This is a genomic window from uncultured Desulfosarcina sp., from assembly GCF_963664155.2.
In the GTDB taxonomy this organism is placed as follows: domain Bacteria; phylum Desulfobacterota; class Desulfobacteria; order Desulfobacterales; family Desulfosarcinaceae; genus Desulfosarcina.
Window position 1 is genome coordinate 3,378,169 of record NZ_CAXXXH010000001.1, and the last position, 23,387, is coordinate 3,401,555.

Below are 23,387 nucleotides of genomic sequence, written 5' to 3' on the forward strand. Positions count from 1 at the left end.
GGGACTGCCGGTTCAATCCGTTTTGGCTTCCGGCAATTCGCGCCGGCTGATTTGCTTCCACAGATCGTCATCGACCTGATCGAGCGTAAATACGGTTTTGCCGCCATGACGGCCTTTGAAGACGGCCAGTTGCCCGGGGTCGCCCAAGGCGATGATCGCCGGACCCATGGGGCCCACCACATCGGAACCGGCTACCCAGGTGGCCGTTCGCCCGTCAATGGGCTGGCCGGAAAAGTAGTCCCGGACAACCAGACGATCGATTTCGGCCCGGGATCTTCCCAGGTAGACTGCGGACCTCAGCCAGGTCCTGAGCAGGCAGCCGTTGCCGCAGAAATAAAAGGTCTCGCCGCTTTTCAGTGTCATGGCAGCCGCCGTCTGGGGGCGTTGTGCGGGAAACATGGCGCAGACCGGACATCGGTCGGACTTGCTGAGGGTCATCTGCCCGTCGGCCGAAAGTGATTTCAATGCCGGTGCCGGCCCTCCGTCGGCAGCCGGGGTGGCGGCGGGTGATAGGAACAGTGCGGCGGTTACGACCGTTACCCACATCCATTGCCGTTGTTGTGATGAGAATTTCAAACCGGGGCCTCCTTTTATTCAGGAAAGTGAAAGGCACGATCCACTATTGAAAACGAAAGGAAACGAAAAAAGAGAGTATTAATGTAACTGCTTTTGTGCGAAACTGCAAGATCCTGTCATCCAGAATAGGCATCTTGAGGCCCATATCTGCGTTCTCGTGTTTTTGAAATCCTCGACGTAGCGCTGCTACACCAGCGTTTTCAAAAATCCTGCGGCCTTGATCCGGACCTCAACCCACCCATTCTGGAAAAACACGTAGATATGGAACAGGGAATTGAGGAACGGGTGAGAAGATGACAACGCCGATCGATACGATTTCCCTTTTCATGCTGGGCCTGCTCGGCACCGGCCACTGTATCGGCATGTGCGGCCCTTTAGTGGTTGCCCTGCCCGGACAGACCGGGCGGTTTTCCGCCCACCTTGCCTACCATGCCGGACGGCTGATCACTTACGGCATCATCGGCGCGGCCATGGGTGCCGCCGGCAGCGGATTGATCCGCCTGGCCGCAGCCGTCGGCGGCGACCCGATGGTGTGGATCGCCCGGGTTCAGGTGGTGATCAGCGTTCTGGCCGGGCTGTTTCTGCTCTTTTTCGGCCTGTCCCGCCTGGGGTTCGTGGCCGAACCGCGATGGCTGGCCATAGCCATGCCCAACCGGATGCCCGGCTGGCGGCGCCTCATGTCCCGGTCTGCCGGCGGGCGAAGCGATGCGGATCTTTTTATTTTGGGACTGATTCTGGGGGGCCTGCCCTGCGGGCTGTCCTATGCCGCCTTTGCCAAGGCGCTGTCCTGCGCTGGCGTGGTTTCCGGTGCCGCAGCGGCCCTGATCTTCGGTCTGGGTACCCTGCCGGGGATGCTGGCCGTGGGGGTTGGGGCGGCCGTCTTTCTGAATCGTTTCAGGCAGCAGGCGGACATCCTGGCCGGGTTGATCATGATCGGCATGGCGGCAATTCTGCTGGTGAAGGCGATAGAGGTGGTGGGGAAATGACCCCCTTCCGGACTGCCTTGAAGTCCTTTCCGCCGATGCAAATGGTCCCCGTATCCAGGCGCGCAAGGCCGGTAAGCATATTGATGGTCGTGATTGTTGAGGCCACCGTTGGGGCCGGGAAAATCGAACCGTTCGCCGCAGATGGCTCAAAAAAATCGATTGTTAATCAGCGGCCACCAACCGCGTCGGCGGCTTATAATTGGGGTCGGTCTTGACATCAAGCGAATTTAAGTTATTATCCCAATCTCTGAAAAATGTGAACCGTGCATATAGTTGTATATTGCGGCAGGAAGGTGTTAAAAAGAGACAAATCAAAGGTCCGGCTGGTACCTGGCCGTGCGATCGAAACGTTATAGCAACCGTGAATGTTTGACTACAACCAGATAATCGATTTCGATTGTGGAAAATTCATCCAGATAGACGTTGGGCTGGAACCGACATTTCCTCTTTTCTTCGGTTACGATATCGAAGATCATTTCATCGAAACCCTCGACCGTGCAACACGCCGCCATCCTGTAGACCGGGTTTTTTTATTGACCGATCCTTTTATTTTCGACCTTTTTGGTGATCCCTTTTTAAACAAGATCAAACGAACGTTTCCCGATACGGATATCTACTTTCTTCCCCGCGGGGAAACGTGCAAGACCTTCGACGTCCTTCAACAATTATGTGACGAACTTGTTGGAAAAGGGGTCAGCAAACGATCGCTTCTGATCGCTTTTGGAGGCGGTTCGGTTGGAAACATCACCGGCTTGGCCGCCGGGTTGATATTCCGGGGAATTCGTTTTGTCGAAGTCCCGACCACGATTACCCACCAGACCGACGGCATGCTGAGCAATAAGCAGGCCGTAAATGGGAAATACGGCAAAAATAATTTCGGACTTTTCCATGCTCCGGTTTTTGCGTGGGCGGACACGCGATATACCGAGACGGAACCCTTGCGGTTCAAGCGATCCGGCATCATCGAGGGAATCAAAAACGGGTTGATCGACCAGAACGCATTTATCCCTTTTTTGGAGGGCGCCATCAGGCGGAACGGCGATTATTCTTCACGACAACTGACCGACCTCTGCTTTAAATTGATCCGTTCAAAGCTTGAAATCCTCAAAAAGGATCCGACTGAAAGACATTACGGGATCATTCTTGAATATGGACACACCTTTGCCCATGCGATGGAGTGGCTTTCAAAGGGTGCCCTGACACACGGCGAAGCCGTTTCTTTCGGCATGAAAATCGCCGCCGAACTTTCCTTGAACCTGGGTTATATCGATGGTGAAGCGGTAAGCCTGCATTACCGGCTGATTGATGATATACTGGCACTGAGGCCAACGCTTCCCGAGCATCTTAACCCGTCGAATATCTTCAATACCATGTATGTCGACAATAAAAAAATCGGCGGAGATGTTCGGTATGTTCTTCTGCAAAGCATCGGACAATGCAAAAAAGGAAATGGCGACTATCTCGTGCACGTGGATAAAAAAATCGTTCAACGGGTGATCAAGGATTTCTTCAATGGTTATTGCAACTGAATCCAATTCGGTAGCGTATGATTAGGCACCTGGAATGAAAAATCCTAATCTGGGAAAAGCGTCTGACCGGGCATTGAAAAAGTTACCCGCGAATTTCCGGAGCAGATGGCTCCGGACGCTGAATGTGACGGATGCACCGGCGCACACCGACAGCCCCCACTGCGGGTCCATCGGCCATGTTCTGCCATTTCAGGAGAGCTGCCGATTGGCCCAAAAATTCGGATTTGACGCCATCAACGCGGATCGTCGCTTTTTGAGAGAACATGGACCCAGCCAGGCCATCAAACTGATGACGCAGCACCACTTGAAGCCGGGGGCATTCGCATTTTCGGCCGCTTTCAATGCGTGTTATTCCAACTCCGATTTCGAGCAAAGCCTTGCCCTATTCGAGCAGGACTTGTCTTTATGCCGGGATGCGGGTTTCACATGCTGCGTCGGGTATGTGCAGCCATCTTCCAATACGTTGGACTATTACGATCACTTCGCCCTTCTGCGCAGGCGGTTAAAACGGATCAAACCGCTATTGGAAGCCTATGCAGTGCGCCTCGGGCTGGAATTCATCGGCCCGACGACCATGCGACGGGAACGACGATTCGACTTCATCCACACCCTTGACGGCATCAGGGCGCTGATTGCGGCCGCAAATTCACAACACTGCGTGGGCATCAAGCTGGATGCCTTGCATTGGTATACGAGCGGCGCCGGACTGCTGGATCTAGAACGGCTGTCTTCCGAAGAGGTCGTTTATGTAGAGGTCAATGACGGTCTGGATGGAGATTACGACCGGTTCACCCTACCTGAATTTCAAAGGGAACTGCCGGGAGCAACCGGAATGATCGATTTAACCGGCATGCTTAAAACACTTGATGCGTTGGGATTCGATGGTCCGATCGTCGTCGAACCATGGAATGAACCGCTTCGTAAAATGAGTCCTCCGGATGCCATAGAGAAAGTCAAAATCGCGCTGGACCGATGTCTTGAAAAGGCCAATATCGTCCTCCCCGTTTGAGCGGATGTGACGATTACCGGTGTCCACGGATTCGACACCGTAATTGTTAAGGCATCAGCGGTTAGACACTTTTCATTGACATCCATACCCCGCTGATAGACCGGCAACACTGATGAGCCAACGGCATGCCCTCCCGCCGATACCAAGGTGATCACCCGAAACTGTGGTGATAAAACAGCCGCCGCCACCCCCACCACTTCCGCTCTGTGGTCCGTTTACACCCGAATCGTCACCACCCGCCGGTCCGGACGGATCGACGATCACCCCGTTAGCTACGCTGTCCGCGTCTCCATACCCGCCGTCGGTAAGTTCGATTGCCACGGACCGGCGGTCGACACTAATGGTCACATAGCCCGAATAATCGAACCAGCCGCTGATGCTGTCATGCTTGTACCAGGAGACATTCTCGGGCAGGGCGGTCGAATAGTATTTGCTCACCGTCACCGAGTCTCCGGGGGCCACCGCCAGCCTGAATCCGAACAAGCCGAAGGGGAGGTTGTCCGGCCTGCCGTCCGTGTCCGTGATTTCATCGCTGTCGATGCTGTAAAATTCTTCGACGGCACTGGCTTCCGTGTCTTTGAGGCAGGTCCAGCCGGAGCCGTCGGCCAGCGCCACACAGTGCATGTCCGCCTGGGAGAGATCGTCGTTTCCATCGGCGTCCAGATCCGATGTCGTCCCCGCGGCGACCTCTTGGTCGTCGGGAAGCCCGTTGCTGTTCCCGTCGCCACTGTCCGGTGTGGTCGTAAACATTTTCGAATCCGACCAGGGCCACAGCAGCCCATCGCTATCGATATAGCCAACCCGCCAATAGTAAGGGGTTCCGGGTTCAAGAACGCTGAATGGAACTGTTATCCCGGTTTTGTGGTTTTCGGAGGTACTATCAAGTATGGCGGCCGCTCCTGAAAAATCCGGGTTTAGGGAGATCTGCCAACGGGTTCGGGCATGAAGCGATTCAAGTCCCGTGGCTGCGTAGCCTGTTTCCAGCGGCAGGGAGAGAGCTTGCCCGGTCGCCAGGTGATCCGGTGAAACGAGCACCGCCACGCCGGGACCTGGTGTTTCCGCCTGGGGGTCGGTCCCGGTCCGATACTCCTGCAGGTTGGTCAATCCATCGTTGTCCGGGTTGAGGGCCGCATCGTCCGCCAGGGGATCGAGGCCGTTCTGTTGTTCCCAGACCGTTGGCATGCCGTCATTATCATGATCCTCGGCGGCATAGATGGATAGATTGAAAACGGCGCTGTTATCCGTACCGTCATTGACGATGACGGGGACTGTGAGAAAGCCGGTATAATCTTCGGCAACCGTGATTGTCGGGCCGGAACGATCGTAGTCGGCACCGTCCTGGACCGTGAGGGTGAAATCGTCGGGGTAGGTGTTGTCGACGTCGGTGACGACCAGATCGTTCAAGGTGATGGTCAGGGGAAAGGTTTCAATGGGACCGCGTGCAACTTGGTTGACGATTAGCGGCGCATCGTTAACGGCGCTTACCGTCACCGTGGCGCTGAACGTGGCCGACGTCGTGCCGTCTCCGTCGCTCAAGGTGAAATCGATGGTTCGCCCACCGGTGGTAGGGGTGGCCGTATCCGTGTTCTCATAGGTCACGGCCGCAATCAAGGTCGCCGTATTGGCGGCAGTGGCGCTGCTGTTCAAATTCACGACCAGATCCTCTCCGGCGGCAATGGTGCTCCCCAGAGTACCGATCAATGTCCCGTCCACCGACAGGTTCGATCCCATGGCGGTGCCGGCCATGGACACTGTCCCACCGGTATACAGGGACAAGGTGTCTTCGGCGTCATCCTTACCTGCGCCAATGGCCACGGTCAGTGTTCCGCCGTCGAAGTCGACGCTGTCCGCGTCGCTTACACCCGCAGCCGTTCCCTGGTCAATCACCACGGCGCCGTCGCCTTCCTCATAGGCCAGGGTATCGCCGGAGAGGTTGTCGATCACGGGGGCGGCGGCGCCGGTTCCCTGAATGCTGAAATTATAGGGATTCTCGTCAGTATCGTCATTCTCGATGCTGACCTGAGCCATGCGGGTCCCGGTTGCCGATGGATCGAACCGAACGGTAAACGTCGTTGTCCCAGCCGCCGCCACGGTGCCTGCCGGTTGCAGGCTTATCGTGAAATCCGCGGCGTTGCTTCCCGATATGGCCACAATGGGGGTGTCGCTGAGAGTCAGTGGGTCAGTACCGGTATTCAGGATGGTGAAGGTGCGTGATAATGTTACTGAGGCAACATCCACCGTTCCAAAATCCGTATGGTCCGTGATGGATGGTGCCGTATCGCCATCTGCAATGGTGCTGCCGTTGCCCTCGACGCTCATCTCCGGACCGGCACCGGCTATCGTCGGCGAACCCGATACATCGGCATGCGCCGTCCAGCCGGTCAGGCCTGCCGGCGTCGCGGCAACGGATTCTTTGTAATACAGGTAGTCCTCATCCGTATCGTCGGTATCCACATCTATATTCCAGTAGCGTGTACCGCTGAAGTCATCATTGAACAGATAGAAGGATAGCGATTCATGTTTCCAATACTGGAACTCATTAACGATTCCCTGATGAACATAGGTGCCGTTCGCCGCCACCGGCTCGGTGATGGTTGAAATTACCAGATCCCGGGGGGAGAAGCCGTCGCCTTGAATGGAGAACGTGTATGTGCCTTCGTCGCTGTCGTCGCTGGCGATGGAAACCGTTGCCGATTTTGTGCCGGTTGCGGCCGGCGCGAAGGCAACGACGAAGGTCGTGGAATCCGCAGCGGCAACAGCTGCGGCCGGTGTCGCGGTCAAACTGAAGTCGGAAGCGTCTGTCCCGCCGAGGGTCACACCTGATATATTCAGTGTCGTGTTTCCCTGGTTGTGAACGGTATATGTCCTTTCCCGTGAACCGGACGCGATATCCACCGAACCGAAATGGGTGTGATCGCTAAAGGAAGGAGTGGTATCGTCGTCGGCAATATCTGCACTGTTGCCCTGAACATTGATTTCGGGGATCGGTGCTCCCACGGAGATAAACGGATCACCATCGGCACTCGTAGTTGCATTGGCTGTCCATCCGGTGAGCCCGGTGGGTGTCCCGCCTTCGGAAGCGATATAAAAAAACCAGTCTTCATCCGTATCGTCGGTATCCGCATCCAAATTCCAATAGCGTGTCCCGCTGAAGTCGTCGTTGAATATCCAATAGTCCTCAGTTGTGTGTTTCCAATACTGGCATTCATAGATGACGCCCTGATGGAGATAGGTTCCGTTGGCGGCCGCCGGATTGTCGATGTTTGACACCGTCACGTCCGCGGGCGTGAATCCGTACCCCCGGATATCGAAGGAATAACTGCCTTCATCGGCATCGTCATTGGCAATGGTAATGGTTGCATTCCGGTTGCCGACAGCGGACGGATTGAAAGTGACGGCAAAAGACGTGGAACTGGAAGACGCAACCGACGCCGCCGGTGATGCGGATATTGAGAAATCGGAGCTGTTTTCTCCGCTGATGGATACACCGCTGACGGTTAGAGCTGAAGATCCGTTGTTTTGTATGGTAAATGTTCGCGCTGTTGTTCCTGATGAAATATTGGCGGAACCGAACTGGGTATGGTCGGCAAATGTCGGTGTGTCATCTCCGCTATCGATATTGGTGGCGTTGCCGGTCACATTGATTTCGGGGAAATCGACTCCGCCAATCGACACGGTCGGAGACCCGGTCCCATCCAAAGGCGTCCAGTCGGAACCCACCATGTCGGGGGAAACCAGATCGGCGAATGGAACCGGGTCGGACAAATCCTCATCGCTGTAGAAATAAACTTCATCATCATCGTTCAGATCGACATCGATATTCCAGTATCCCTTGCCGGAGTATTCATCAGAATAGATATAATAGGCTCCGTCGTCACGGACCCAGTATTCATGCCCGAAAGATCCGTGCGTTCCCTGTTTTTCATAGGTGCCGGTAACATCGGGAACAAGGTTGTTTCCCGTGACCTGGACAGATTGCGGTGTTTCGGCAAAAAGGCTTCCGGTGATTGAAAGTGACAGCAAACAAAGAGCAACTGCGTATTTCAAGGTTTTCAGAATAGTTCGCTTCTGCATTTCTCCTCCCAGCGTTCAGATCAGCTTTTTGAATCAGCAGTTGCCAGAGTGTGTTACGAAGCCCGTCTTGCCAGCCTCATGTTTTATACCGCGGAGTCTTCATTCTATTTCCAGAAGAGGATACTCCTCATCATTTTTCAGGGTCGGAGGAAAAAATCTGCCTTGTCGCCAACAGAGAACGTCTTTATACCAACATGCCTGTTTTGACAAGCCGGCTCACCAATGAGGCGATCAGACTGCTGTCAATGACGATGCCGATTTTCCCGGAACCATTGCGTTGCCCGGGGAGGATGCCAATGGCGGGAGATATTGGGAGAAGATTCGAGCAGTTTTTCAGTTCCAGAGAATTCGGTTCGGCAGGAAAAGCCATGCTGAAGGCTGTGGGGAGCACCAGGGTTTTGGAAAAAGAACCAATTGGCGAGGCATCGGAAGTTCCATACGATGTTCACGTTGTGGCCATATGGTTTGCAGACAACATTTTTCTGAAAGTAGCGATATGCTTTTTTTCCTCCGTAATGATCTGCTCCAGCTGGCCCACCGCTTCCGGGTCGTCGATGAAGGCCTTCAGGATCTCATAGAACGCAACGGTGTCGTCTTCGAAACCGATAAAGGTGCGGATCATTTTATCCGGGGTGTCGATGGTTTCAAAATCGACTTCCTGGAGGGAAAATACCTGCCCCTGGACTACATCCTCCACCAGCGCCCGGCTCAGATCCGCCATCAGATGGTGATCCTCGCCCTGGGTCAATCGGTTTTTTAACTCGGTAAACCAGCGGGCGTGGTTGTGCTCTTCCTGGGCGATCCAGGTCAGAAGCGTCTTTAATTCTTCATCCGTGATGTGCTGCCGGGCTTTCCGGTACGTTTTCTCACCATTATTTTCCAGCCGTATGGCAATGTCCAGAATATCGTGGGCGGTGAACATGGCAATTCCTTATCGTTAGCAAAGGTTCGCATCAAGGCAGATGTAATGGATTCTTCGGAAAGTATCAAGATGGACCGTCGGCAGCAGCGGGCAAGGCAACAGGACGGAGGGGGCGTTGTCGCCGCGCAACTTCCGCCGGGTTGAACGCTCATGAAACGCCGGAGGCTTTTTCGATGTCGATGATCTGCTGGTCCAGATAGGGTTTGGTCTCATAGCGGGTGACATGCATCAGCTTTTTCGTGATCTGCCCCACTTTGGCGACCTGTTCGACAATTTTTTTAAGCTTTTGAACATGGGGGCCGTCTTCGGGATAGTCCATCAGGATCAGTTCCGCATAACCGGTGATGGCCATGAGCGGCTGATTCAAATCATGGCAGACGGCACCGGCCAGTTCCAGCGCCCCCTGGAGGCGTTCGCTGTTTCGGGTCGTTTCCTGAAGGGCCGATTCGGCCTGTTTCTGTTCGGTTACATCATCGAGAATGACCACACAACCGCTGAATTTTTCACTGACATCGAGCATTCGTTTAATCTTGATGGAGAGATGTCGACTGCCCAAGGCCGTCTGCACCCATTTTTCTATGTTTTTTTCGCCTTTTCCACTGGCGACGAACCGGTCGATTTCTGAGGAAAGCCATGCTGCCGGTGGGTTGATTCGCGTATCATCGTAATAGTCGGCGCCCGGCACCGTCCTACCATCGAAAAGGGTTGCCCAGGCGTGGTTCATGGTGTCGATGCGACGGTTTCGATCAAACACCGCCACCGGTGATTGAAAGCTTTCGAAGATGGTCAGATATTTGTTTTTTTCGTTGGTGATCCTTCGGTTTGCCCGCTGGAGTTCAGCTATCGGATCATTTTTATCCGGTGCGATCCAGGCGGTCATCAAACCCATTTCGATGCGGTCGAAAAACCGATTCAGGGTGAGGGAAAAGCGGCGCCCGCTTGCTGGGTCCGGCGAACGTCGATCGATCAGGTCCAGGTAGCTCTGGCGGTAGTATTTCATCAGGCCTAGAAACATGGCCTGGTTGACCCCCCGTTTAAGGTGGCGATGGGCCTCGGTGATGCCGAAGCAGGCTAACGGGTCGCCGGTGAAGTCTTCATCGGGATTCAGTTCCACATCGGGCAGGCCCTTTTCCAGGACGGCAAGCAGGGGGGCTGAGAGCCCGGCGATGGATTGCCGCCAGGCTTCCCGCAGGGTGGATGTATATCGGGCGTACCCTTGGCGTTTGGCATAAAAAAGGATCCGGTCAATCAACCAGGCTTCATTGCCGGCAATGATGGCGTGAAGCGATGCAGCATCGGTTTCGGATTGATCGGCCAGTTCCGTCGGGCTCATCTCCTTCTCTCTTTTATTCTCCATGTGCTCATTCTCCTGCAAACCCTGAAATGTCAACGCGGAATGGATGCCCGGAATCGGGGTGCTGTATCTCAGATTAAATTAAATCCGGCTTGGTGTAAAGGCGGCAACCCCCTGCGCTGCAGGAACCTTTCGGCCGTGACGGCGGGGGGAAGTACGACCACTTTCCTCGGTTCGCACCGGTTTGCCGAAGCGGGTGTTCAGGTCGCCGTGGTGCTCTCGGCGCCGGCCCTGAGCGCCCGGAGGGACGACTGCAGCCGATTTGTTTTGCCCTTCAGGCGGTTTTCCAGAACGGTTGCGATATCATTGAGGGAACAATGGAGCGACCCATGGCCAAAACCTTCCCGTTGGGCGCTGGAAAGGGTAAATCCAAGCATGATGAGATTCACGGATCGGGGGTCGTCCATTTCTCGGGCCAGCCGGTCTGCATCGAGGTAGAACGGTGTTGACGATGCCTGCATCTTCAATGGCGCAGGGCCGTTTACCGCAGCCCATCCCCCCGGCTTGAGAAAACCGCCGTGCTGGTCCAGGCTTTCAGCCTTGAGGGCAATCATGCCGTCGGCTCTTCCCGGGCTGATCAGCGGGCTGGCAAATTCACCGATCTTGAGATGCGAGATCACCGTGCCGCCCCGCTGGGCCATGCCGTGGGTTTCCGAAGTAAAAACGGGCAAGCCTTTTTCGATAGCCGCTTCTGCCAGCAGCCGGGTAATGAACAATACGCCTTGTCCGCCTACGCCGCTGATCACAATCTGATAATGGGATTTGCTTTGCATTGTCTTTTTCAACCTACCGTCTCAATTGTGGGTTCGGCTGCTTAAGGGCCGTGAAGGGTCAACCGTGATCCGTGAACGGTGAACGGAAACCATGGAGCTATGTTTTTTCAATGATCGCCCCCTTGGGGCAGATGTCCAGACACACACCGCATCCGTTGCAGACCAGGGGGTCGACGGCGGTGCGCTGGCCATCGTCAACAGCCACCAGTGCCGGGCACTCGAAATGCTGAAGGCAGAAACCGCATCCATCGCACGCTTCGGTGACCATGACCTCGATCGGGTCGGCGGCCTTTCCCTGTCGCGCCAGGTCGATGATGCAGGGGTGCCGGGCGATGACCACGGCGGGCCCTTGGATGCGGCTGTAAGCCACCGCGGCCTTGACTGTTGCAATGAACCCGTTGGTATCATAGGGATCGCCGACCTCAAGAAAATTCACGCCGCAGCCCTTGACCAAGGTCTCCATATCCACTTCGACCAGGGTTTCTCCGGTGGCGCTTTTGCCAGTGGCCGGCGTAGGCTGGCTGCCGGTCATGGCCGTGGTGCGGTTGTCCAGGATCACCAGGACGATGCGCACGTTCTGGTTCACCGCATCGACGAGGGCGGGCACACCGGCATGAAAGAAAGTGGAATCGCCGATTGTGGCCACGATATCGGGCCGCTTTTTCTCGTGCTTGTAGGCATGATAAAACCCGGCGGCCTGGCTGATAGCCGCGCCCATGCACAGGACGGTGTCCACCGCTTTTAGATTGAGCCCCAGGGTGTAGCAGCCGATGTCGCTGGTGTAGATGGCCCGCGGCGCCGCTTTCTTGATGGCAAAAAAACTGGCGCGGTGCGGGCAGCCCGCGCACAGGGTCGGCCGGCGTCCCGGGGCCTGGGTCAGCGTCGGCAGGTCGATCTCAAGGCCGGTAAAATCGGCCAGCAGGGATATGATTTTCTCGGGCAGCAACTCGCCTACTCGCGGGACCATGCCATTCAGCTTGCCTTGGATGCGGGAGCGGTCGGCCAACTGCATCTCGATGACACCGGTGGTTTCTTCCACGATCAGTACATCGTCAAAGTCCGTCAGCAGCCGGTGGATGAATGCGGTGTGCAGGGGGAAAGGCTGCAGCACCTGAAAAAAAGGCAGGCGGCCCCACAATCCAAGGTCGTTCAGCCCTTCGGCCGTATAGGCCGCGGCTACGCCGCTGGCAACCACGGCGCATCTGCCTGTCGCTTTCGGGTTGCGCAGCACCGGTGCGGTGGCCGGATGTTCCGCAATGCGGGATAGTTTTTCCTCCAGTTCGAGATGCAGCTGGTAGCGGAATTTGGGCGTTGCCGCCCAACGTGAGGGATCTTTCTTGAAGTCCGGTTTCCCGGTCATCGGAGAGATCTCACCGGGCCGCACGTCCTGGCGGGAGTGGCATACCCGGGTGGTGGGACGCAGCATCACCGGCGTTTTGAAGGTTTCGGAAAGCGTGTAGGCCATACCGACCATCTCCCTGGCCTGATGCGGCGAGTCGGGATCCAATACGGGGATCTTGGCCATCATGGCCATCATGCGGCTGTCCTGCTCGGTCTGGGAGGAGTGCGGGCCGGGGTCGTCGGCGCTGATGACCACGAACCCGCCGGCCGTGCCCATATACGCCGCGCTCATCAAGGGATCCGAGGCCACGTTGAGCCCCACCTGCTTCATGGCCACGGCCGTTCGCAGGCCGGTCTGGCAGCCGGCGTAGGCGATCTCCAGGGCCACCTTTTCGTTGACCGCCCACTGCGTGTGCATGTCGATGCCTTGCTTCTTCTGATAGGCGGCCACCGCGGCCAGAATTTCCGAGGCCGGCGTTCCCGGATAGGCCGTCGCGATGCGGCAGCCGTTTTCAATCAATCCGCGGGCAATGGCTTCATTGCCCATCATGAGTTCTTTTTTTACTGCCTGGTTCATGTGCGCCTCATCGGTAGAAGAAGTCAGAAGTCGGTCAGGCAGGGGCTGGAAACTGCTCCTGGCCGCCAAACTCCCGGTTGCTTTTACACGGTAATGGATGAAATGTCGAGAGTGGCGATGCGGAAGGTGAATGCACGTGAAATGAACAGGTGGATGGCAATATGGGGCAACCGAACGCCGTCTACCTGCTGTCCCCCCGGCTGGAAACAGCGGTGCGGGCAGGTCAGGATTATTTTTTGATGTCAGGATAGTAGATGTCTTTACAATCCGGGCAGATGGTGTGGGTGAAATCCGAATCCGTATGGACCCGGACATATTCATCCAGGGGCCACCATTTACCGTCGTCATCCCGGATCCTTCTGCAGCCGCTGCAGATCGGCAGCAATTTGCGCAGTACCTTTATCTCTTTCAATAACCGTTCTTTGTCCGCCAGGGCGGCGAACAGTTCCTGATTCAGCTTTTCCAATTGCAGTTCGGCTCTTTTACGGGTTGTGATATCCCGTGTAATGCCGATGATTTTAGGCCGGCCACCATATTCTTTAGCCAGTTTTGCCCTGACCTCGACCCAATAGGTGTCGCCGCTTCTACGCACGAGTTCCAGTTCTATCGACCGTGACTCTGGTTCGCCGCTTTCATGATCTTTCAATCCTTCGAATAACGCCGTTTTTGCCTTTTCCGAAGATTCCGGGGTCAGTCGATCGAAAACAACCGTGCCGATGAGTGCTTCAGGGGCATAACCGCTGATTTTTTGGATGGAGGAGGTGATATATTCGTATTTCAGTGTATCGGCATCGACTACCCAGACAGCGTCGACCAGGCTGTCGGTGATCAGGCGATTCGTTTTTTCCAATGCCTTGACCTTGTCCTTGATTGATTGGGGCACCGTGAAAATCCTTTCTTTTCAATTTCATCCTAATCTTTATTTTAGGACGGTGAGGTTCAATTAGGAATACGAGGCTTATCGGGGAGCTATAATCAAAAGTTGTGTTTAGGAAAGTAGGTGGTGTATCCCCCGGTTGACTGTTTACGAGGCATTCAACCGGCCAACAATTGGAAAGGATACACACACCATGAGTAAAGATAACTTAATCAAGCTGAAAAAACCAGATGTCTTTGTGGATGACCCGATCACCGATATTTTGCGTCAGGGAGCCAGAAAGTTGTTAACCCAGGCGCTGGAGGCCGAGATCGAAATTTTTGTTCATCAATACAAAGACCTGGTTGACGAACTGGGCAGGCAACGGGTTGTTCGAAACGGCTATTTGCCAAAACGGGAGATTCAAACCGGGATCGGCCCGGTTCCGGTTAAAGCCCCACGGGTTCGGGATCGATCGGGTCAGTCCTCAGACAGGGTTTATTTCAACTCGTCCATCTTGCCGCCCTATCTTCGTAAAACGAAAAGCCTTGAGCAACTGATTCCCTGGCTTTACCTGAAAGGGATTTCCACGGGTGATTTTACCGAAGCACTGGCAGCTTTGGTTGGAAAAGGTGCCCCAGGGTTGTCCGCGCCGACCATCAGCCGTTTGAAAACGGGCTGGGAGAAGGATTTCCAGGATTGGCAAAAGCGCAACTTGTCAGGCAAGGATTACGTTTACTTTTGGGTCGATGGTATCCACTGCAACGTACGCATGGATGACAAACAGTGCCTACTGGTTATTATCGGTGCCACCCGTGACGGCAAAAAAGAACTGGTGGCCATCGATGGAGGTTTCCGGGAAAGTGAACTGTCGTGGACACAGCTATTAATGGATATCAAATCCAGAGGGCTTGAGATCGGCCCTAAGCTATGTGTAGGCGATGGTGCCCTTGGCTTCTGGAAAGCCATTTCCCAAGTATATCCTGACAGCCGCTGGCAGCGATGCTGGGTTCACAAGACGGCCAATGTTCTCAACAAAATACCAAAGAGCATCCAGCCCAAGGCCAAAGAGAAACTTCATGAGATCTGGCATGCTGACACCAAAGATGACGCCGAACGTCACTTTGACAACTTTGTTCAGGTATACGAGGCGAAGTATCCGAAAGCCGTACAGTGTTTAAGAAAGGACCGGGAGGCCCTGTTAACCTTTTATGAATTTCCTGCCGAGCATTGGCGGCACATTCGAACGACCAACCCCATCGAATCGACGTTCGCAACTGTCCGATTAAGAACGGCAAAGGTCAGGGGATGTTTTTCTGCCACCACTGTCACCACGATGGCGTTTAAGCTTTGTCAATGTGCAGAGGGAAGATGGATAAAGCTGCACCATCCTGAACGTTTGGCAGAAGTAATAAAAGGAGTCAGATTTGTGAATGGAATAGAAGAGAATCGGATCGCCGCCTAATTTTTCCATACACAACTATTGACCATAACTCCTTATCGGGTCACATTGCTGGCTTTGACTGCTGCGGTTTGATACTGTTCAAATACCCCTTCGGCTTTCATTTGTCTAAGGACTTCGGCCAGTTTCGGCGCCAAGGGGCTATGCTTTTTATGTAAGAATGGATATAACGTGATCTCTTGCATGACGCCGACTTGATGAATCCCCTTATCTTTGAAGGACTCCCGGGCGAGAATGCGCATCACGATAGCTTCGGTGCCGACAAATATGTCCGTATGACCTGCCTGAAGTTTTTTAAGCCCTTGCGAAATTGTCCCGACGTCGGATAGCCGCTCCGCAGGAACCCGTTGAGACAATTCACGTTCCGTGTTCACTGAATTTTTGAGATATTCGACACGATAGGGGGTATTTTTCAAACTGTCCCATCCGTTGAGGGACAATGACGGGTTGCCGGCAAAGGCAGCGGTTTTCAGCGTGAGCACCGGTTCTTCCACCCGGATCAGATTGGGATAGGCGTTTGCGTAGTTCCCGACGCGCGCGGGTTCCCCGTCGACCTCGCCATTGTTGGCCATCACGCCACACCGCAAGGTGGGATATTGACGATGGGCAAATCCCAGTCCCAACCGCCGAAACGCTTCCCTGTAGACCAGTTCGGCCGTTTTGAACAGCACATCCTGCTGCTGGTTATCGATAAATGCCATGGTGATGGTCTCCGCGGCTGAAGAATGCATGGGAGCAAAGACGCCCCCTGCAAACAGGAGGCACCAGGCGATGCATACCTTGTAACGATCGGTTCTCTTGGGATTCAGAGGGGGCAGCATGATGAATCCTTTCCGGTAACGGTTGGTCTTCATGACATCGGTCGCTTGTGGTTCAACGGGGCGCCTCTGACCCATCGAATTTTTAATCGGGACCGGGTTATGCCAGTACCGCACGGATCTTTACCGCCAGGTCTTTCAATGAAAATGGTTTTTGAATAAAGTTGACTCCTTCGTCAAGAATGCCCTGGTGAGCGATGATGTCGGCGGTATATCCGGACATGAACAGATGCCGCATGCCCGGCCGGATTGCCAGCAGTCGGTCGGCCAGTTCACGGCCGTTCATTTCGGGCATGACCACGTCGGTGATGAACAGCTGGATGTCCGTGTGTTCGTCCTCGGCCATTCGGATGGCCTCGCCGGGGGTTGCCGCCGGGAGAACGGTGTACCCCAGACGTTGAAGCATCAGCAGACCCATTTCCCGCATGGTGGGATCGTCTTCCACCATCAGGATGGTCTCGCCCTGGCTGTACGGGATCGCATTGTCCCTGTCTTCGATTGTGGTCCCGGCGCCACCGGCATGCCGGGGCAGGTAAATATCGAAGGTCGTGCCGATGCCGGACTCACTGTAAAGTTGGATAAATCCCTGGTTCTGCTTGACAATACCGTATACGGTGGCCAGCCCCAATCCCGTGCCCTGGCCGAGTCCCTTGGTGGTAAAAAAGGGTTCAAAGATATGGTCCTGGGTCTCCCGGTCCATGCCACAACCGTCGTCGCCGACAGTGATCCGTACGTACTCCCCGGGGACACAGTCGGCATAGGCGCTGCAAGAGATTTCGTCGAACAATATCGTGCAGGTCTTTATGGTTATTTTGCCGACCTCCGCGATGGCATCCCGGGCGTTGACGCACAGGTTGGCCAGGATCTGGTCCAGCTGGCCGGGGTCCATACATACGGAGCATTTTACGGTCGCTGGCTGCCAGACCAATTCGATGTTTTCACCGATGAGCCGGCGCAGCATTTTCAGGGTGCCTTCGATCGAGGCGTTGAGGTCGAACACCACCGGTTCGATTGTCTGTTTCCGGGCGAAGGCCAGGAGCTGCCGGGTAAGGTTGGTCGAACGCTGGGCGGCGTCGAGGATCTTGTTGAAATTTCTGCGCATGGGGTCGGACGAATCCAGTGTGCTCATGGACAGTTCGGCATACCCCATGATGGCTCCCAGCATGTTATTGAAGTCGTGGGCCACCCCTCCGGCCAGGACGCCCACGGCTTCCAGCTTCTGGGATTGTTGCAGCTGAGCTTCCAGACTTCTGCTTTTGGTGATATCCTGCAGGATGAAAATCAACGTCACTTCGTCCGAAATACGGATCATTCGGGCTGAATAAACACCGATCCTCCTGTTACCGTCTTTGCGCCGGAATTCTATTTCGCGATGCAGGACATCACGGCCGGCCATCAATTCGGTTACCATATCCTCTCGAGCCGACGGATCGGCCCAGAAATGAATGTCGGCCGATGTCCGTCCCACGACTTCGCTTCTTTTCCAGCCGGTGGTCTCCTCGAAGCCGATATTGACATCGATGATCTTTCCGTCCTGCAAGCGGGTGATGGCGATGATATCCGGTGACATGGCAAAAATTTTGGAAAATTTCTCTTCGGACAGGCGCAGCATCTCCACGGCACGCTTGCGGTCGGTGATGTTCCGCGCAATGCCCAGCACGCCAATCTGCCTGCCTTGCGCGTCAACCATCGGCGTCTTAACGGTTTCCACGAGTTCGCGATGGCCATCGTCGGCAAAGGTAATCTCTTCCTCATTCAGGCAGGCGCTGCCTGCCGCCATGGCGGCCTGATCTTTTTCCCGGAAGAAATCAGCCAACGCCGGGTCTACAAAATCATAATCGGTCTTACCAATGATATCGGATTCTTTCGTCCCATACAAACGTTCAAAACGTTTGTTGCAGGCCAGGTAAACCCCCTGCGGATCCTTGAGCCAGACCAGATCAGGCAGCGTGTCAATCAGTGTTCGCAGGCGTGTTTCACTGGTTTTCAATGCCGCCTCGACCTGTCTGTGTTTGGTGGTGTCGAGGCATGTTCCGCAGACCCTTAGCGGGCAGCCGTCCGCATCCTTTTCGATCACGCGGCCTTTGGCGAGCACCCAGATATAATGCCCCGCCTTGTGCCGCAGGCGATGTTCGATCTCGTAAAAATCCGATTGACCCTCCAGGTGCAACTGCATGGCCTCGTTCGCGGCAGTTATGTCTTCAGGCGCGATCAACCCTCTCCAGTTTTCGAGAAGCGGCCCGATTTCGTCGAACCGGTACCCGATTATCTTCGCCCAATTATCGTTGACCGTCATTGTGTCGAAGGGTATGCACCATTCCCAGGCACCCAGATCGGCGCCGTGCAGTGCCAGTTCCATCTGATTTTGGGCTTCGATAAGACTGCGGGTGCGCTCTCCGACCAGCCTTTCCAGTTGGTCCCGTTTACGATGGACGGATCCGAACCATCCCGCCAGCAGGATCGTGAGTGTCAACCCGGCGATCAGGACCAGCCACGCCACCTGCACGGGGTAGAGCCTCAGGAAGGCCGACCCCGCATGAGCAGTTACCAGGAATACCTGGCCGAATTCGAAGATTGGGCATACCACGGATAACCGGGTGTATAGGAAGCGGCCTTGTTCCCGGGACTTGGCGAGGGTTTCGATGGTCGTCCCGGAAATTCCAATCGCCAGTTCCAGAAGTACCGCATCGGTTGGGCGTGCGCTTTTCAGAAGCGCGGCAGGTTGGAGATCGGCCAGTGCAAACCCGCGCAGGCGGGAGGCATCGTCCTGCGCAAAAACGGGTCGGAACACTTGAATGATTGCCGGGCGGTTCGGTTCACCCGGATTGCCGATGGGGGCGCTGCAGGTGGTCAGACCGGCGTGTGCGGCCGTTTCCAACGCCTTTCGTCTCAACGGATCGGAACCGAGATCGAATCCCAGAGCATCCCGCTTTCTTTCTAAAGGGGCTGCATGGATGATTGGGCAGTAGCCGTCGTCGCGCTTTGGGACGGGAAGGCGGTTGCCGTTTACATCCCGCTGCCAAATCGTAAATTCAGAGAGACCCTCGGCATGGATTTGCTCCTCCATGCGCTCCCGGTCCGAAGTCGGCATCCATTGGGCCCAGGCCCAGGTCCGGATCACAGGATTCTTTAGCAGATAATCGGTGTAATCGTTGAACTCTTTTGGGCTTACGTACTCGCTGACTTCAAAAAGACGCGCCAATGCTTCCAGTTCGGTATGATGCAACGTCTGGAGGCTCTTGGCGATGGCGTTGGCCTTGTCCTGTGCCAGTTGCCGGAAGGCATGGCGGCGTGAATGGATGCTTTGTTCATTGGTTATCCAGGCCGTCGACAAACTCAGGAACGATCCAGTGACGACGATTGCAAGAATTATCTGCCGGTATCGGCTCCGGTGGGGTGACTGATCGTTACCATTGGAGCGTCGGTGGATAAGGTATGCCCCGACGGTTAATAGCGCCATCGTGACCAGGGTAAGCCGGATCGGTGGTAATGCAGTTTGCTTCAGTTCCCGTTGCCAGTCGCGGGCATCGAAATCTATTCCCAGGACCGCGACCAGGGCATCCGAATCAGGATCGGTCAGGGGTACCAGGGCACTGACCCATGTCCCCCAGCGGTCGCTGGCAGGCCCCGAGGTCAGGGCCGTCTTCTCTTCAAAAGCCCTCAGGTCCTCGTTGGAAACCTCTCCGTAAATCTGGCCGGCCGGGGATTCGTCTTCGGAGCCAGGCGGTTCGCTATCCACAAAGAAGAAAACAGAGCCATTTGCCCGGCGGCCCAGGAGGTAAATGAATTTACATCCTGGGCTGGCTTTTCTGGTACAGGCCAACTGCTCCTTGAGGCGGAGATAGTCAGCGGCAGTCAGGTCGGCATCGGAACCCGAAAGCAACAGGATCCGCTTGATGTCCACTGTCTGAGCCACGAGACGGGCCTGGTAAAGCAGGTCTTCGCGCATACAGCGGTCCGATTGCCTGACCGTCCACCAGATGAAAAAGGCACCCCCCAAAAGAATACCGACAAGGACGCTGATTATGGTCCGGCTCATCCATGAATTCCTGGCGGTCGGCTTCGATTCAGTCATAGGTGCATGATTCCTTTATCGTGGCTGCCGATTCAATCCATGGTGTAATCTAAATTTTATATCACAGCGGTATTGTTTCGACCATAGATTTCATGCGAGACATCTGCTGCCCTTGCTGGTCTCCCGGCTGTATAATGGCTTACGAAAAAAACTTCACATTTATGGACTTGACCTGAGCCGGCGGCTGGCATAGTCTGGGCCTCTTTAATTTCGAAAATGTTTCTACGCGGAGGAACAGTGACCGGTTTTCAGGACCTGCTGCAATTCCTATTTGCCGGCGTTACCAGCGGTGCCATCTATGCCCTGATCGCCTTGGGATTCTGCGTGGTGCACAACACCATCGGCATCGTCAACTTTGCTCAGGTGGATTTTGTCTCTCTGGGAGGCATGTTCCTGTTCAGCGGCCTGTTCTGGAGCGGTCTGCCCATGGTGGTTGCCCTGCCGTGTGCCGTGGCCGCCGTTACCGTGGTGGGCATCGTTGTGGAACGGCTGGGCGTTAGGCCATCGCGTTCCCAGAATCACCTGGTGCTGATCTTTCTGACTATCGGCATCTCCATTATTCTGCGCGGCGGCATGAAGCTGGTCTGGGGTAAAAACCGAATGGCTGTGCCGCCGCTGGCCGGCGAGGAACCTCTGCGCATCGCCGGCGCCGCCATTTTGCCGCAGGCCGTGGCCATCCTGATCATTACCGCCATTGCCATCGGCCTGCTGGTCTTTTTTTTCCGCGGCACCCGGCTGGGCCTGTGCATGCGTGCCGTGGCCTCCAACCAAACGGCAGCCGCGGTGGTGGGCATTCCCGTGGGGCGCGTCAAGGCGGCTAGTTTTGCCCTGGCCGGCGGATTGGGTGGACTGGCCGGCGTGCTGGTGACCCCCATCACCACCTTGAGCTATGACGTGGGGGTCTTGCTGGGGTTAAAGGGATTTGCCGCCGCCATTCTGGGCGGGTTCGGCTCTTTCCCCGGCGCCGTATTGGGAGGCGTGATGCTGGGGCTGCTGGAATCCCTGTCGGCCGGATATTGGAGCAGTGCGTACAAGGATGTATCGGCATTCGTGGTTTTGCTGCTGGTGCTTTTTGTAAGACCCAAGGGGTTGCTGGGAAAGTGAAAAAAATAGAAGTCAGAATTCAGGAGTCAGAAGCCAGAAGAAAGGGGATGTCGCTTCGCTCCGCCGTTTTAATCAAAGATTGAGCCGAAGGCGAATCCACTCTTCTGACTTCTGACTCCTGGCTTCTGCATTCTCAAATTGTTGATATGCTGATATTGATCGGCGCTCCGTTGAAACGCCATGCTAACGACCAGAGACAACATCTTCTATTTTATCTACCTGCACCGCACCGGTCTGACCGTTCTGGCCTTGTCCGCCCTGCTGCTGGTCTGGCCGATGATGGAGAGCAACCCTTACAACCTTGGCCTGTCCAACCTGATCGCCATCTATGCAATCGTGGTGCTGGGGCTGAACCTGTTTATCGGCTATGCCGGCCAGATCAGTCTGGGGCACGCCGCTTTTTTTGCCATCGGCGCCTACGGATCGGCCATCGGCACTGCCACACTGGGCGTACCGGCCTGGCCCGTAATGATGGCGGTCGCCCTGGCGGCCGCCCTGGTCGCCCTGGCTGTGGGACTCCCCGCCCTCAAGCTGAGCGGACACTACCTGGCCATGGCGACCCTGGGGTTCAACATCGTGGTGTATACCCTCCTGGTGCAATGGGATGCGGTCACCGGCGGCCCCAGCGGTTTCGCCGGCATCCCCTACCTCACCATCGGTTCCGTGGTGTTCGACAACGAAATCTATTTTCACTACCTGGTGTGGACCTTTGCCATGGTTGCGCTTCTGCTGTGCCTTAATCTGGTGCGTAGCGGTGTGGGACGGGGCCTGGCCGCCCTGGCGGAAGATGAAACCGCGGCGGCGGCCTTGGGGGTGGATACCCGCCGTGCCAAGGTGAAAGTGTTTATCCTTTCTGCCGTGCTGGCTTCGGTGGCCGGCAGTCTGTTCGCCCATTGTTATGCTTTTGTGAGCCCGGATTCTTTCAATATTTTCGTTTCCGTGGATTTTGTCATCATGGTGGTGGTGGGCGGCGTGGGTTCCATCTGGGGAACCCTGTTCGGTACGGCCCTGATTACCCTGCTGCCCGAATGGATCGAGGCCCTGGAATCGTTCAAAGACATCATCCATGGCCTGATTCTGGTGCTTATTCTGCTCTTTCTGCCCCAGGGACTGGTTACGGGCATTGTAGATGCGGTGCGCACCAGGATTGCCCTGAGTCGCCATCATGCTTGAACTGCAAAAGGTGAGTAAATGGTTCGGCGGCCTGCCGGCCCTGCAGGATGTCTCGTTTCGCATTACCCCGGGGCAGGTGACGGCGCTCATCGGACCCAACGGCGCCGGAAAATCCACCCTGATCAATTGCATCAGCGGCGCGGACCGGGCCCAGACCGGAAGCATCCTGTTGGCGCAACGCCCGATTGACGAATTGCCGGCCCATGAAATTGCCGCCCTGGGTGTTGCCCGTACGTTTCAGAATCTGAAACTGTTTGCCAGGCTGTCCGTGTTGGACAACGTATTGACCGGCCTGACGGTTGCGGCCGAGCGTTCATTTGCCGTTTCCATGCTGCGTCTGCCGGCCCTGCGCCACCAGGAGCGGCAGCTTCGCCTGCGCGCCCTGAATGCCCTGGATGATTTCGGGCTGGCAAAAAAAGCGCACTGGCCGGCATCGTCACTTTCCTACGGCGAAAAAAAACGGGTGGAGATGGCCCGCGCCTTCGTGAGCGATCCCCGTCTGGTGCTGTTGGACGAGCCGGTGGCGGGACTGAACACGGAAGAAACGGCGCAGATTGCGCGCCACATCCGCCGACAGCGCAGCGCCGGCCACACCATGCTGCTGGTGGAGCACGACATGGAACTGGTGATGGGCGTGGCGGACCAGGTGGTGGTCCTGGACAGCGGCCGCTGCATTGCCTGCGGAAAGCCGGAGGCGGTCCGCAGCAACCCCCTGGTTCTGGAGGCCTACCTGGGCCGCATGGAGGCGACTGCCTGAC

Annotated in this window: 16 protein-coding genes; 7 read left to right on the forward strand and 9 right to left on the reverse strand. The window is 55.8% G+C overall.

The features are described 5' to 3' along the window. Positions 1–12: 12 nt before the first annotated feature. Positions 13–576, reverse strand: coding sequence for a nitrous oxide reductase accessory protein NosL (locus ACHZBS_RS15350; protein ID WP_319407397.1), 564 nt, complete (start codon positions 574–576; stop codon positions 13–15). 293 nt (positions 577–869) lie between these two features. On the opposite strand from ACHZBS_RS15350, the gene ACHZBS_RS15355 reads away from it, so the two are divergent. The 3 genes from ACHZBS_RS15355 (at position 870) to ACHZBS_RS15365 (ending at position 4,100) form a co-directional block, all read left to right on the forward strand. Next, positions 870–1,562 (forward strand): sulfite exporter TauE/SafE family protein, encoded by a 693-nt coding sequence (locus ACHZBS_RS15355; RefSeq protein WP_319407398.1) that lies wholly within the window; start codon positions 870–872, stop codon positions 1,560–1,562. 365 nt (positions 1,563–1,927) lie between these two features. Continuing rightward, the gene (locus ACHZBS_RS15360; protein ID WP_319407399.1) at positions 1,928–3,091 is read left to right on the forward strand and encodes a hypothetical protein; all 1,164 of its coding nucleotides are present in this window, start codon (positions 1,928–1,930) and stop codon (positions 3,089–3,091) included. A 34-nt stretch (positions 3,092–3,125) separates the two neighbouring features. Beyond that, the gene (locus ACHZBS_RS15365) at positions 3,126–4,100 is read left to right on the forward strand and encodes a sugar phosphate isomerase/epimerase family protein (protein ID WP_319407400.1); all 975 of its coding nucleotides are present in this window, start codon (positions 3,126–3,128) and stop codon (positions 4,098–4,100) included. A gap of 72 nt (positions 4,101–4,172) precedes the next feature. Here ACHZBS_RS15365 and ACHZBS_RS15370 read toward each other — a convergent pair whose 3' ends face one another. The 6 genes from ACHZBS_RS15370 to ACHZBS_RS15395 all read right to left on the reverse strand — a co-directional run bounded on the left by ACHZBS_RS15370 (position 4,173) and on the right by ACHZBS_RS15395 (position 14,024). Further along, positions 4,173–8,174, reverse strand: a complete 4,002-nt coding sequence (locus ACHZBS_RS15370; RefSeq protein WP_319407401.1) for a choice-of-anchor D domain-containing protein — start codon at positions 8,172–8,174, stop codon at positions 4,173–4,175. Positions 8,175–8,619: 445 nt separating this feature from the next. Continuing rightward, a complete protein-coding gene (locus ACHZBS_RS15375) occupies positions 8,620–9,096 on the reverse strand; it encodes a ferritin family protein (protein ID WP_319407402.1) in 477 nt (158 codons plus the stop codon). A gap of 148 nt (positions 9,097–9,244) precedes the next feature. Next, entirely contained in the window at positions 9,245–10,453 is a 1,209-nt protein-coding gene (locus ACHZBS_RS15380) for a histidine kinase dimerization/phospho-acceptor domain-containing protein (protein ID WP_319407403.1), read from the reverse strand. Positions 10,454–10,650: 197 nt separating this feature from the next. After that, the gene (locus ACHZBS_RS15385; RefSeq protein WP_319407404.1) at positions 10,651–11,223 is read right to left on the reverse strand and encodes a 2-oxoacid:acceptor oxidoreductase family protein; all 573 of its coding nucleotides are present in this window, start codon (positions 11,221–11,223) and stop codon (positions 10,651–10,653) included. 97 nt (positions 11,224–11,320) lie between these two features. Next, on the reverse strand, positions 11,321–13,141 hold the full coding sequence (gene iorA / locus ACHZBS_RS15390) for an indolepyruvate ferredoxin oxidoreductase subunit alpha (RefSeq protein WP_319407405.1): 1,821 nt from the start codon (positions 13,139–13,141) through the stop codon (positions 11,321–11,323). A 229-nt stretch (positions 13,142–13,370) separates the two neighbouring features. Next, positions 13,371–14,024 carry a PAS domain S-box protein gene (locus tag ACHZBS_RS15395; protein WP_319407406.1) on the reverse strand — a complete coding sequence of 218 codons (654 nt, stop codon included), beginning with the start codon at positions 14,022–14,024 and terminating at the stop codon, positions 13,371–13,373. A 187-nt stretch (positions 14,025–14,211) separates the two neighbouring features. On the opposite strand from ACHZBS_RS15395, the gene ACHZBS_RS15400 reads away from it, so the two are divergent. Continuing rightward, positions 14,212–15,462 (forward strand): IS256 family transposase, encoded by a 1,251-nt coding sequence (locus ACHZBS_RS15400; protein WP_319407407.1) that lies wholly within the window; start codon positions 14,212–14,214, stop codon positions 15,460–15,462. A gap of 32 nt (positions 15,463–15,494) precedes the next feature. On the opposite strand, the gene ACHZBS_RS15405 is transcribed toward ACHZBS_RS15400, so the two are convergent. Both ACHZBS_RS15405 and ACHZBS_RS15410 read right to left on the reverse strand, forming a co-directional pair. Beyond that, positions 15,495–16,313 (reverse strand): transporter substrate-binding domain-containing protein, encoded by an 819-nt coding sequence (locus ACHZBS_RS15405; protein WP_319407408.1) that lies wholly within the window; start codon positions 16,311–16,313, stop codon positions 15,495–15,497. Positions 16,314–16,377: 64 nt separating this feature from the next. Continuing rightward, positions 16,378–20,316 (reverse strand): PAS domain S-box protein, encoded by a 3,939-nt coding sequence (locus ACHZBS_RS15410; RefSeq protein ID WP_319407409.1) that lies wholly within the window; start codon positions 20,314–20,316, stop codon positions 16,378–16,380. A gap of 273 nt (positions 20,317–20,589) precedes the next feature. On the opposite strand from ACHZBS_RS15410, the gene ACHZBS_RS15415 reads away from it, so the two are divergent. The 3 genes from ACHZBS_RS15415 to ACHZBS_RS15425 all read left to right on the forward strand — a co-directional run bounded on the left by ACHZBS_RS15415 (position 20,590) and on the right by ACHZBS_RS15425 (position 23,386). Continuing rightward, a complete protein-coding gene (locus ACHZBS_RS15415; protein ID WP_319407410.1) occupies positions 20,590–21,456 on the forward strand; it encodes a branched-chain amino acid ABC transporter permease in 867 nt (288 codons plus the stop codon). 180 nt (positions 21,457–21,636) lie between these two features. Further along, positions 21,637–22,629, forward strand: coding sequence for a branched-chain amino acid ABC transporter permease (locus tag ACHZBS_RS15420; protein WP_319407411.1), 993 nt, complete (start codon positions 21,637–21,639; stop codon positions 22,627–22,629). Further along, the gene (locus ACHZBS_RS15425; protein WP_319407412.1) at positions 22,622–23,386 is read left to right on the forward strand and encodes an ABC transporter ATP-binding protein; all 765 of its coding nucleotides are present in this window, start codon (positions 22,622–22,624) and stop codon (positions 23,384–23,386) included. Before ACHZBS_RS15420 ends, ACHZBS_RS15425 begins: the two co-directional genes overlap by 8 nt. Position 23,387 lies beyond the last annotated feature (1 nt).